Genomic DNA, 12002 nt, shown 5'->3' on the forward strand with positions numbered 1-12002 from the left:
GCGCGAGCCCCGCCGGCCGTCCCAGGACGCCCCCGGCACACGACCGGGCCGCCGGAACGCGCGGGCGGCGGCTACTGCTGGGTCGTCGGGGCGGGCAGCGGCGTGGTGGGCGCGGGCAGTTCCGCCTGCGCCTGGACGGTCGGCAGCGAGCGCGGCTGCGGGACGGGCGGGGACAGCGGCTGCTGCGGGGCGAGCCGCTCGACCCGGGCGGTGCCGGTCTGCCTGACCATCAGCCAGGCGGTCGCCTGGTCGGCGGGCAGCGCGGCCGACACCAGCCAGCCCTGCACGGCGTCCACACCCATGCTGTGCAGCCGCTCCCAGGTCTCGTCGTCCTCGACGCCCTCGGCGACCACGGTCAGCCCCAGCGAGTGCGCGAGCTCGACGGAGCAGCGCACCACCGCGGCGTCGTGGTCGTCGGCGACCATCCGGGAGACGAAGGAGCGGTCGATCTTCAGTTCGCCGACCGGCAGGCTGCGCAGCCGGGCCATCGAGGAGTGCCCGGTGCCGAAGTCGTCCAGGGACATGCCGACGCCGTAGCGGCGCAGCTCGGCGAGGGTGTCGGCGGCACGCCGGGAGTCGTCGAGCAGCAGGCGCTCGGTGATCTCCAGCTGGAGGGCGTGGGCGGGCACCCGGTGCCGGGTGAGGTGGCCGGCGACCCGGGTGGCGAACCCGGGGTTGAGGACGTCCCGGGGCGAGACGTTGACCGCGACGGGCACCTGCAGGCCCTGGTCGCGCCAGGCGGCGAGCTGGCCGACCGCCGCCTCCAGCACGTAGTCGGTGAGCCGCGGCATCAGACCGCTGGACTCGGCGAGACCGATGAACTCGTCCGGGGGGACACGGCCCTGACCGGGCCGCTCCCAGCGCAGCAGCGCCTCCAGGCCGACCACCCGGCCGTCGAAGGCGACCTTCGGCTGGTAGTGCAGCTGCACCTCCCCGGTCTCCAGGGCCCGCCGCAGGTCGCCGAGCAGGCCGATCCGGTACGGGGTGTCGGTGTCCTGGGCCTCGTGGTAGACCTCGACACCGCTGCGGCCGCGCTGGGCGTGGCCCATGGCGACGTCGGCGCGGCGCAGAAGCGATTCGGCGTCCCGGGCGTGCGCCGGGTAGACGCAGACGCCGGCGCTGGCCTCCAGGACGAGCAGCAGGCCGTCCAGCCGGATCGGGGCGGCCAGTTCGGCGATCAGTGCCTTGGCGATCCGCTCCAGGGTCTCCGGGCGGCCGACGCCGGGCAGCAGGACGGCGAACTCGTCGCCGCCCATCCGGGCGACCACCGGCCGGCCGCCGCGGTGCAGCGGGGAGGGCAGTGCGGCGGCCACCTCGTCCGGGCCGGTGCGGGCGGGGGCGGTCGGCCGGGAATGGCCGGTCCGCAGCGCCCGGTGCAGGCGGCGGGCGATGTGCACCAGCAGCCGGTCGCCGGCGGTGTGGCCGAGGGCGTCATTGAGCGAGCGGAACCTGTCCAGGTCGAGCAGCACGACGCCGACGCTGTAGTCCTCGTCGCCGTCATGCCGGGCGATCGCGTCCTGGGCGGCGAGGAGCAGGGCCTGACGGTTCGGCAGATCGGTGAGCGGGTCGGTGAGCTGGTCCCGCGCGCGGTCGCGGGCGATCCGCCAGGCGGCGACCAGCACCGCCAGCGGGACGGCGAACAGCGGCAGCAGCTCCGGTTCGTACCGGTAGACCAGCACGGCCAGCGGGATGAGCGGTGCGGCCCCGGCCAACAGCACGCCGAGCAGCAGGACCGCCCCTGCCACCCCCTGCGGCGGGCGTGTGGGCGCGCCGCCGGTCGTACGATCCATATGCCCTGTCCTCCGTCGGGCCCGCCCCGCCAGGCCGCCTTACGGTGAGGCACCGTTCGGTGCCGGTGGACGTCAGGTACAGGGATGCCCCACGAGCGCCGGCCGAAGCCGCCGCCAATCACCCCTGCTGACACTCTGTTGCGCCAAGGGTAAGCCGGAGTCCGCCGGCAGGGCGGACTTTCGGACAACCCCGGGCGCGCCACCGGCAGACCGATGCCGGACAGTGACACAATGCCCGGTTTCCGGCGCGTACACCCGGTGACGCGGTGTCAGGACGATAACAGGATCGGGTCGTCAGCCCTCGACGGACTTCTCGGCCGGCCCGTCCGCGGTCCCCTCGCCGGTGTCCAGGCCCAGGTGGGCCCGGGCCGCGTCGGCACCCTGCTCCAGCAGGACGGCGAACCCGGCGTCGTCCAGGACGGGCACGCCCAGCTGCACCGCCTTGTCGTACTTGGACCCGGGGTTGTCGCCGACCACCACGAAGTGCGTCTTCTTGGAGACCGAGCCGGTCACCTTGGCGCCGCGCGAGGTCAGCGCCTCCTTCGCGCCGTCCCGGGTGTGGCCGGCCAGGGTGCCGGTGACGACCACCGTCAGGCCCTCCAGCGGCCGCTCGCCCTCGTCCTCGGCGCCGGCCTCGGTGAACTGCACGCCGGCGGCCCGCCACTTCTCCACGATCTCCCGGTGCCACTCCTCGGCGTACCACTCCTTGACCGCCCGGGCGATCTTCGGGCCGACGCCCTCGGCGGCCGCCAGCTCCTCCTCGGTGGCGGCGAAGATCCGGTCCAGGTCTCGGAACTCGCGGGCCAGCGCCTGGGCGGCGACCGGGCCGACGTGGCGGATCGACAGGCCGTTCAGGTACCGCCACAGCGGGCGGTCCTTCGCCGCGGCGAGGTTGTCGATCAGCGCGTTCAGCGCCTTCTTGGGGGCGCCGGTGGTGGTGGCGAAGAAGAAGACCTCCTTCTCCTCGCCGGTCTCGTCGTCCAGCTTGGGCATGCCGGTCTTCTGGTCGCGCACCAGCACCTTGATCGGCAGCAGCTGCTCCTCGGTGAGGCCGAAGATGTCCCCCTCGTTCTTGACAGGCGGCTCTGCGGGCTCCAGCGGCTGGGTCAGTGCGGTGGCCGCGACGTAGCCGAGGCCCTCGACGTCCAGCGACTCGCGGCCGCCGAGGTACGCCAGGCGCTCGCGCACCTGGGCCGGGCAGTACCGGGCGTTGGGGCAGCGCAGGTCGATGTCGCCCTCGGACATCGGACGCAGCTCGGTACCGCACTCGTGGCAGTGCGTCGGCATCACGAACTCCCGCTCGGTGCCGTCCCGCAGGTCCTCGACCGGGCCGAGGATCTCTGGGATCACGTCGCCGGCCTTGCGCAGCACCACGGTGTCACCCAGCAGGACGCCCTTGGCCTTGACGACCTGCTGGTTGTGCAGGGTCGCGTACTGGACCATCGAGCCGGCCACCTTCACCGGCTCGGCCATCACCGCGTACGGGGTGGCCCGGCCGGTGCGGCCGATGCCGATCTTGATGCTGGCGAGCTTGGCGGTGACCTCCTCCGGCGGGTACTTCCAGGCGATCGCCCAGCGGGGCGACGAGGAGGTGGCGCCGAGCCGGCCCTGCAGCGGGATCTCGTCGACCTTGACCACCACGCCGTCGATCTCGTGCTCGACGGAGTGCCGCTGCTCGCCGTACTGCTTGATGAAGGCGCGGACCTCGTCCAGCGTGCCGACCACCCGGTTGTGACGGGCGGTCGGCAGGCCCCACTCGCGCAGCAGGTCGTAGGCGTGCGACTGGCAGTCGATGTCGAAGCCGACCCGGGCGCCGATGCCGTGCACCACCATGTGCAGCGGGCGGGAGGCGGTGACCAGCGGGTCCTTCATGCGCAGCGAGCCGGCGGCGGCGTTGCGCGGGTTCATGAACAGCCGGACCATCGCGCGCGGCCGTCTGCCCTCCTTGGCCCGCTCCTCGTTCTCCTGCCGGCGCCGCTCGTTCTCGGCGGCGAAGGACGCGTTCAGCGCCTCGAAGGCCTCGGTCGGGAAGTACACCTCGCCGCGGATCTCCACCAGCTCCGGGACGTTGTCGCCCCGCAGCCGGTGCGGGATCTCCTTGATGGTGCGCACGTTGGCGGTGATGTCCTCGCCGACCCGGCCGTCGCCGCGGGTCGCGGCCAGCACCAGCTCGCCGCGCTCGTAGGTGAGGTTGACGGCCAGGCCGTCCACCTTGAGCTCGCACAGGTAGTGGTAGTCGAGGCCGTCGAGCTCGCGGGCGACGCGCTCGGCCCAGGCGGCGAGCTCCTCGTCGTCCATCGCGTTGTCGAGGCTGAGCAGGCGCTCCCGGTGCTCCACCGAGGCGAAGCCCTCGGCCACGGCGCCGCCCACCTTCTGGGTGGGCGACTCGGGCGTGCGGAGCACCGGGTGGTCGGCCTCGATCGCCTGCAGTTCACGCATCAGGGCGTCGAACTCGGCGTCGCTGACGACCGGCGCGTCCTGCTCGTAGTAGCGGGCGCGGTGGTCCTCCACCTCGGCCGCCAGCTCGGCGTGCCGCCTGCGGACCTCCGCGGGAACGTCCTCCCAGCCCTCGACCGCCGCCACCGTGCGCCTCCTACCGTCTCACTCCGGGTTGTCCGCCAGGCTCTGCGCCGCCCTGGCGCTGTACGTCAGCGCCCGGCGCGCGTACGCGGGGGACGCCCCCGCCAGCCCGCAGGTCGGTGTCACCACCACGCGGCGGGCCAGCAGCTCCGGGCCGAACCCGAGCCTCTTCCACAGCGTCCTGACACCCTGGACACTACCGGCCGGGTCGGACACAGCCGCGTCGGTGGAGGGCACGACACCGGCGAGGATCACCGTGCCCGCCTCGACGGCCTCGCCGAGGTCCTCGTCCTCACGCTCCGTCAGCAGCGAGAAGTCCAGCGACACTCCGGCCACCCCGGCCCGGCGCAGCAACGGGACCGGCACCCCGGGGGCGCAGCTGTGCACCACCACGGGGACGTCCAGGGCGCGGACCACCGAACGCAGGGACTCCTCGGCGACCTGCCGGTCGACGGCGCGCAGCCGCTGGAAGCCGCTGGCGGTCTTCACGGCGCCGGCCAGCACGGCGGGCAGCGAGGGCTCGTCCAACTGCAGGACCACCTGGGCGCCCGGTACCCGTCGGCGGACGTCGGCGAGGTGGCGGCGCAGGCCCTCGGTGAGCGACTCGGCGATGTCCCGGCAGGCGCCGGGGTCGGCGAGGGCCTTCTCGCCGTGCTTGAGCTCCACCGAGGCGGCCAGCGTCCACGGGCCGACGGCCTGCAGCTTGAGCGGGCCCTCATGGCCCTGGGTGAACTCCTCCAGGGCGTCGAGGTCCTCGCCGAGCCAGGAGTGGGCCCGTCGGGTGTCGCGGCCGGGCCGGTCGGCGAACCGCCAGCCGCTCGGCTCCACCTGGGCGAACAGCTCGACCAGCAGGCCGGCACCGCGGCCGATCATGTCGGCGCCGGGGCCGCGGGCCGGCAGCTCCGGCAGGTGGGGCAGCTGCTCCAGCGCGCCGACCGCCGTCCGGGCCGCCTCACGGGCGTCGGTGCCGGGCATCGACCCGACACCCGTGGCGGCGCCGTACAGCTCGGGGAAGGGGAATTCAGTGCTCACACCGCCCGAGCCTAGGGCAAGCGCCCGGGCCCGCCCGCCGGCCCGGGCGGCGCCGGGGGCTACCGGCCCGGGCGGACGGTGATCTCGGTGAGTTCGGCGTCGCGCGGGAGGTCGATCGCGGTGAGGATCGCGGTGGCGACCGACTCCGGCGCGATCCACTGCGCCGGGTCGTACGCGCGGCCCTCCTGTCGGTGGACCTTCTCCTGCATCGGGGTGGCGGTGCGGCCGGGGTACACGGTGGTGACGCGGACGCCGTTGCCGTGCTCCTCGGCGCGCAGCGCGTCGGCGAGCGCCCGGACGGCGAACTTGCTGGCCGCGTACGCGCTCCAGTTCGCGTCCGCGCGCAGCCCGGCACCGGAGTTGACGAAGACCACGTGGCCGCGGGCCTGCCGCAGCGAGGGCAGCAGCAGGCGGGTGATCTCCGCGGGCGCGACCGCGTTGACGTTCAGCTGCTCCTGCCAGGCCTTGACCGGGAGGTCGCCGACGTGGCCGAGCTCGACCACCCCGGCGATGTGCAGCAGCGAGTCCAGCTCGACCGGCAGGCTCTGGTGGCCGAACGCCCAGGACAGCTTCGCCGGGTCGCCGAGGTCGCCTACCAGGGTGGCGGCGCCGGCGAAGCGCTCGCGCAGCTCGGCGGCGCGCCGGGCGTCCCGGGCCAGCAGCAGGACGTCCTCGCCGCGGGCGAGCAGTCTCTCGGCGACGACCGCGCCGATGCCGGAGCCGGCGCCGGTGATCAGGTGGGTTCCCATGGGGTGGTCCTGTCGTCAGAGGCGGTCGAGGGCCGCGAAGGCCTCGGCCGGGGTGGTGGCGAACACGACGAGCTCGTCCAGCGGACGCGGCAGGAAGCCCTCGGTCTCCATCCGCTCCAGCTGGGTGCGCAGGCCCGCGTAGAAGCCCTCGGTGTCCAGCAGCACCACCGGCTTGTCGTGCAGGGCGTGCTTCTTGAGCTCCAGCACCTCGGTGACCTCGTCCAGGGTGCCGAGTCCGCCGACCAGGACGACCACGGCGTCCGCGCGCTCCAGCAACTGGGCCTTCCGGGCGGCCAGGTCGGGCGAGGTGACCAGTTCGTCGGCGCCCTCGTAGGCCTTGTGCGCGAGCAGTTCGACGGAGATGCCGACGAGCCGGCCGCCGGCCTCCTTCACACCGTCGGCCAGCAGGCCCATCAGGCCGGCGTGCGAACCGCCCCAGACCAGGGTGTGGCCGCGCTCGCCGAGCAGCCGGGCGAACTCGGCGGCGGGTGCGGTGTAGCGCTCGTCGAGCGAGTACGCGGAGCAGAAGACGGTGATGTTCACAGGACCCCAGATCTACCACGGGCGGCATCCCGCCCTGCGGGCAATGTCGGTGCGCGGCCGCGCAGCGCCCGGCCGCGGCCGTGCGAGGACGGCGGCGGTGCGGTGCTCAGACGGCGACGGTGCGGCGCTCGGTGGTGGCGATCGTCGCCGAACCGACCACCCGGGTGCCGTCGTACAGCACCACGGCCTGGCCGGGGGCGATGCCGCGGGCCGGGGTGTCCAGCCGGACGCGCAGCACCTCGCCGTCCAGCTCGGCGGTGACGGGCACCTCCTCGCCGTGGGCGCGCAGCTGCGCCGTGTACCGGCCCTCCCCCGCGGCGGGCTCGCCGCACCAGCGCGGCTTGACCGCGGTGAGCGCCAGCACGTCCAGCCCCTCGGCCGGGCCGACGGTGACGGTGTTGGTCACCGGCGAGATGTCCAGCACGTAGCGGGGCTTGCCGTCCGCGGCCGGGCGGCCGATCCGCAGGCCCTTGCGCTGGCCGATGGTGAAGCCGTACGCGCCCTCGTGCTCGCCCAGCTTGGTGCCGTCGGCGTCCACGATGTCGCCGGTGGCGGTGCCCAGGTGCTTGGCCAGGAAGCCCTGGGTGTCGCCGTCGGCGATGAAGCAGATGTCGTGGCTGTCCGGCTTCTTCGCCACGGCCAGGCCGCGGCGCTCGGCCTCCAGCCGGATCTCGTCCTTGGTGGTGTCGCCGAGCGGGAACAGCGAGTGCGCCAGCTGCGCGGCGTCCAGCACGCCGAGGACGTACGACTGGTCCTTCGCGCCGTCCACCGCGCGGTGCAGCTCGCGGCCGCCGCCGGGGAGGTCGACGATCCGGGCGTAGTGGCCGGTGCACACCGCGTCGAAGCCGAGGGCGATCGCCTTGTCGAGCAGCGCCGCGAACTTGATCTTCTCGTTGCAGCGCAGGCAGGGGTTGGGGGTGCGGCCCGCCGCGTACTCGGCGACGAAGTCGTCGATGACGTCCTCGCGGAACCGCTCGGCGAGGTCCCAGACGTAGAAGGGGATGCCGATCACGTCGGCGGCGCGGCGGGCGTCGCGGGAGTCCTCGATGGTGCAGCAGCCGCGGGCGCCCGTCCGGAACGACTGCGGGTTCGACGACAGCGCCAGGTGCACGCCGGTCACGTCGTGGCCGGCCTCGGCGGCACGCGCCGCGGCGACGGCGGAGTCCACACCGCCGGACATCGCGGCGAGCACACGGAGGCGGGGGGCGGTCGGGGCACCGGCGAAGTCACTCATGATGCCCCAAGCCTACGTGCTCCACCCGACCACACTCAGGGGCGCGGGGAACTGCGCAACCCGGATGTGGCGAATCGTGCTGATCAGGGCCGACCCCGAATCCGTACAGTGCGCCTGTCCCCCATTGCGCAGTTCTCCCCCAGCCTCCGGCCGGGAGGCACCCCCACGCGCCCCTGATGTCGCTTGGCCCCTCCTTGCCCGGGCGGAGCGCGTCAGCGGCGGGCGGTGGCGAGGCCTGCGTTGCGGGCGCGTTCGACGGCCGGGGTGATGGCGTCGGCGAGGGCGTCGACGTCCCCGCGGGTGGAGGTGTGGCCGAGCGAGAAGCGGAGGCTGGCGCGCGCGAGCAGCGGGTCCGCCCCCATGGCGAGCAGCACGTGGCTGGGCTGCGGCACCCCGGCCGAGCAGGCGGAGCCGGTCGAGCATTCGACGCCCCGGGCGTCGAGCAGCATGAGCAGGGCGTCGCCCTCGCAGCCGGGGAAGGAGAAGTGGGCGTTGGCGGGGAGCCGTCCGCCCGGGTCGGGGTCGCCGTTGAGGACGGCGTCGGGGACGGCGGCGGTGACGGCGGCGACGAGTCCGTCGCGGAGCGCGCCGACGGTGCCGGCGAAGTCGGTGCGCCGTTCGACGGCGAGCGCGGCCGCGGCCGCGAAGCCGGCGGCGGCGGGCACGTCGAGGGTGCCGGAGCGGACGTCGCGTTCCTGGCCGCCGCCGTGCAGCAGCGGGACGGGGGTGGCGTTGCGGGCGAGCAGCAGGGCGCCGATGCCGTACGGGCCGCCGATCTTGTGGCCGGTGACGGTGAGTGCGGTGAGTCCGGAGTCGGCGAAGGAGACCGGGACCTGGCCGAGCGCCTGGACCGCGTCCGCGTGCATGGGGATGTCGAACTCGCGCGCGACGGCGGAGAGTTCGAGGACGGGCTGGAGGGTGCCGACCTCGTTGTTGGCCCACATGACGGTGATCAGGGCGACGTCGGCCGGGTTGCGGAGGACCGCCTCGCGCAGCGCGTCGGCGTGGACCCGCCCGTGGGCGTCGACGGGCAGGTAGTCGACCTCGGCGCCCTCGTGCTCGGAGAGCCAGTGGACGGCGTCGAGGACGGCGTGGTGCTCGACGGGGCTGCACAGGATGCGGCGGCGGGCCGGGTCGGCGTCGCGGCGGGCCCAGTAGAGGCCCTTGACGGCGAGGTTGTCCGACTCGGTGCCGCCGGCGGTGAGGACGATCTCGCTGGGGCGTGCGCCGAGGGACTCGGCGAGGGACTCCCGGGACTCCTCGACCACCCGGCGGGCGCGGCGGCCGGCCGCGTGCAGCGAGGAGGCGTTGCCGACGACGCCGAGGTGGGCGGTCATGGCGGCGACCGCCTCGGGCAGCATCGGTGTGGTGGCCGCGTGGTCGAGGTATGGCATGGCGGCTCCCAGTGTAGGGGCCGTCACCGGGTGCGCCGGGCGGGAGGTCCGCCGGGGTCACGATTTGGCCATTGCAGCCCGTGCAACGCGCGGTTAGCCTCCTGCCTCACTGCCGTGCGTTGAGGGGTGGACGGATGTCGCAGACGGTGGACCGGGCCCTGACGATCCTCGCCTCGCTCGGTGAGGGCCCCGCCTCGCTGGAGCAGGCGGCGGCCCGGATCGGCGTGCACAAGTCGACGGCGCTGCGGCTGCTGCGCACCCTGCAGGAGCACGGCTTCGTGCACCGGCAGCCGGACCACCGCTACCGGCTGGGCGGGCGGCTGTTCGGGCTGGCGCAGCAGGCCCTGGAGTGCATCGACATCCGGCAGGTCGCCGCGCCGTACCTGGCCTCGCTGTGCGAGCGGTACGGGCACACGGTGCAGCTGGCGGTACTGGAGGACGGCTCGGTGCTGTACCTGGACCGGGTCGAGGGCCGGTACCCGGCGGCGCCGAGCGGCGCCCCGGAGGCGGCCGGCCGGATCGGCACCCGCGTCCCGGCGGCGGCGAGCGCGGCCGGGAAGGTGCTGCTGGCCGACCTGCCGGAGGAACAGCTGACGGCCCTTCTGGACGGCCTGGACGGCGGCCCCTCGACGGCCGCGCGCGCGGCGGACGGGCTGCGGGCGGAGCTGGCGGCGGTGCGCCGGCAGGGCTGGGCGGCGGGCCAGGGCGGCTACCGGGACTCCGTGGACTGTCTGGCGGCACCGATCGTCGGCTCCGAGGGCCGGTCGATCGCGGTGTGCACCATCTCCGCGCCGGCCCGCCTCGCGCCGGAGGCCGAGCTGAGCCGGCTGCTGCCGGAGCTGCTCTGCACGGCGGAGGCGATCTCGCTGGCGTACGGCGGTTCGCCTACTCCTCGCTGGTGCGAGAATCGTTGCGGTGCCAAGCACGTGGTGCGCGCCAGCCGTACCTGAGCGCGAGCATCCGGATCGCGAAGGCGCTGAGCGCGGCGGCGGTCGCGTTGAGCGGGGTGAGCCGGTTGCCGGCGACGAGCACCGCGACGACGGTGGCGCCGACCAGGGCGGGCACGGCGTAGATCTCGCGGTCCCAGCGCAGCAGGGCGGGCGGTTCGAGGGCGAGCAGGTCGCGGACGACACCGCCGCCGGCCGCGGTGAGCATGCCGAGGGCGACGGAGGCGACGAAGCCGAGGCCGTAGTCGTGGGCCTTGATGGTGCCCGTGACGCAGAACAGACCGAGGCCTGCGGCGTCCAGCGTCTGCACGGCGGTGTTGATCCGTTCGACCTGCGGGTGCAGGAAGAAGACGACGAGCCCGGCGGCGAGCGGGGTGGAGAAGTAGCCGAGGTTGCTGAAGGCCGCCACCGGTGTGGCCCCGATGACCAGGTCGCGCATGATGCCCCCGCCGAGGGCGGTCGCCTCGGCGAGGACGCAGATGCCGAAGATGTCCATGTTCTTGCGGACGGCCAGCAGGCCGCCGGACAGGGCGAAGACGAAGATGCCGACCAGGTCCAGGGCCTGCTGCAGCCCCGAGGGGAAGATTTGCGAACTCACCGCCCCATCCTCCCTGGTCGGATTGTCCGATCTTGCACCACCCTGCAGCCATGCAGGTCCGATACGGCCAGGCCCGAACAGGGGCGCGGGGAACTGCGCAGTTCGCAGAGGGTACTTCCGGTGGTCGGGGCGTCTCCTGACTCCGGTGGCCCCCGCCTCCGGCAGCGGCCCCACCGGCATTGCGCAGTTCTCCCCCGGTCTTCGGCCGGGAGGTGCCCCCCACGCACCCCTGTTCTGGTGCATCCCCACCCGTCGGCACCGCCGCACGGGAGGTCGTCAGGCGAAGGACTCCTGCGGCGCGGGCCCGCCGAGGGCGTTGCGCCGCTCGGGCATCGCCAGGGTCGTCATCCGCCGCCAGCCGACGGCCCGCTCGTAGAGGTAGACGGCGTGGATGCCGGCCGCGAGCCCGGCCGACTTGGCGCGCGGCCAGCGCAGGATCGCACCCATGTGGGCCATGACGGCGAGGCTGACGTCGCGATAGGTGCGGATCTCGGCGTGGGCGGTCTGCTGCAGGGTGGTCAGGATCGACCGGCCGTGGCCCTCGGCGGCGAGCCGCAGCAGTTCCTCGTGGCAGAAGGCGAGATGGTTGTCCTCGTCGTTGGAGATCATGCGGACCGCGCGGCCGACCACCGGGTGGTCGCCGAAGACCTTCTTCAGCAGCTGCATCTGCTCGGCGGCGCGCTGCTCGGTGACCCGGCTGTGCGCGAGGTAGGTGATGACGTCCTGCTCGGTGAGCGGCTCGTCGCGCTTGAGCCGGGCGTGCGCGAGGCCGATGCCCTGGCGCTCCAGCATCATCGTGTAGTCGGTGTCGTCGGGGACGTCGACCGGCGCCAGGCCGCGCTTGTGCAGCAGCGCGTTGAAGATCCGGCCGTGCTTGTCCTCGTCGGCGCCGTGGCGGGCGATCTTCGGGGCGAGGATCTGGTCGGTGACCAGCTTGGAGATCCGCCCGTTCTCCCATCCGCCCTGGTCCTCGCCCTTGGCGGCGATGCTGCAGAAGAGCCGGAACGAGTCGTCGTTGTCGTGGATCTCCTGGAACAGGCTGCGTGCGGAGAGCATCTGGCCCACCTCCCCCGGCCGCCCGGGCAGGCGCCGTCGTCGATCGGTTCCGAACACCGTCAGTGAACGCAGCCTCCCG

General features: G+C 73.9%; 9 protein-coding genes and 1 pseudogene. 1 reads left to right on the forward strand and 9 read right to left on the reverse strand.

Features of this window, described 5'->3' with window-relative positions; all coding sequences use genetic code 11:
• Positions 1–71 precede the first annotated feature (71 nt).
• The 7 genes and pseudogenes from KSNIM_RS14100 to KSNIM_RS14130 all read right to left on the reverse strand — a co-directional run.
• Positions 72–1727 (reverse strand): annotated as a pseudogene (locus KSNIM_RS14100) (putative bifunctional diguanylate cyclase/phosphodiesterase); the annotation flags it as partial.
• Positions 1728–2084: 357 nt separating this feature from the next.
• Entirely contained in the window at positions 2085–4373 is a 2289-nt protein-coding gene (ligA, locus tag KSNIM_RS14105) for an NAD-dependent DNA ligase LigA (RefSeq protein ID WP_263103562.1), read from the reverse strand.
• A gap of 18 nt (positions 4374–4391) precedes the next feature.
• Entirely contained in the window at positions 4392–5402 is a 1011-nt protein-coding gene (locus tag KSNIM_RS14110) for a methionine synthase (RefSeq protein ID WP_263103563.1), read from the reverse strand.
• Positions 5403–5461: 59 nt separating this feature from the next.
• Positions 5462–6151 carry an SDR family oxidoreductase gene (locus KSNIM_RS14115; RefSeq protein WP_263103564.1) on the reverse strand — a complete coding sequence of 230 codons (690 nt, stop codon included), beginning with the start codon at positions 6149–6151 and terminating at the stop codon, positions 5462–5464.
• A 15-nt stretch (positions 6152–6166) separates the two neighbouring features.
• Entirely contained in the window at positions 6167–6694 is a 528-nt protein-coding gene (locus KSNIM_RS14120; protein WP_263103565.1) for a TIGR00730 family Rossman fold protein, read from the reverse strand.
• Between the two features lie 106 nt (positions 6695–6800).
• Positions 6801–7928, reverse strand: coding sequence for a tRNA 2-thiouridine(34) synthase MnmA (mnmA, locus tag KSNIM_RS14125; protein ID WP_263103566.1), 1128 nt, complete (start codon positions 7926–7928; stop codon positions 6801–6803).
• A 212-nt stretch (positions 7929–8140) separates the two neighbouring features.
• Positions 8141–9322: a cysteine desulfurase family protein gene (locus tag KSNIM_RS14130; protein ID WP_263103567.1), complete on the reverse strand. Its 1182-nt coding sequence runs from the start codon at positions 9320–9322 to the stop codon at positions 8141–8143.
• A 134-nt stretch (positions 9323–9456) separates the two neighbouring features.
• Between KSNIM_RS14130 and KSNIM_RS14135 the strand changes: the two genes are divergently transcribed.
• A complete protein-coding gene (locus tag KSNIM_RS14135) occupies positions 9457–10272 on the forward strand; it encodes an IclR family transcriptional regulator (protein WP_263103568.1) in 816 nt (271 codons plus the stop codon).
• Here the strand turns inward: KSNIM_RS14135 and KSNIM_RS14140 are convergent.
• Both KSNIM_RS14140 and KSNIM_RS14145 read right to left on the reverse strand, forming a co-directional pair.
• Positions 10208–10867 carry a trimeric intracellular cation channel family protein gene (locus tag KSNIM_RS14140; RefSeq protein ID WP_263103569.1) on the reverse strand — a complete coding sequence of 220 codons (660 nt, stop codon included), beginning with the start codon at positions 10865–10867 and terminating at the stop codon, positions 10208–10210. The genes KSNIM_RS14135 and KSNIM_RS14140 overlap by 65 nt on opposite strands.
• A 276-nt stretch (positions 10868–11143) precedes the next feature.
• The gene (locus KSNIM_RS14145; RefSeq protein WP_263103570.1) at positions 11144–11923 is read right to left on the reverse strand and encodes a ferritin-like domain-containing protein; all 780 of its coding nucleotides are present in this window, start codon (positions 11921–11923) and stop codon (positions 11144–11146) included.
• Positions 11924–12002 lie beyond the last annotated feature (79 nt).

It is taken from the genome of Kitasatospora sp. DSM 101779, from assembly GCF_025655475.1.
In the GTDB taxonomy this organism is placed as follows: domain Bacteria; phylum Actinomycetota; class Actinomycetes; order Streptomycetales; family Streptomycetaceae; genus Kitasatospora.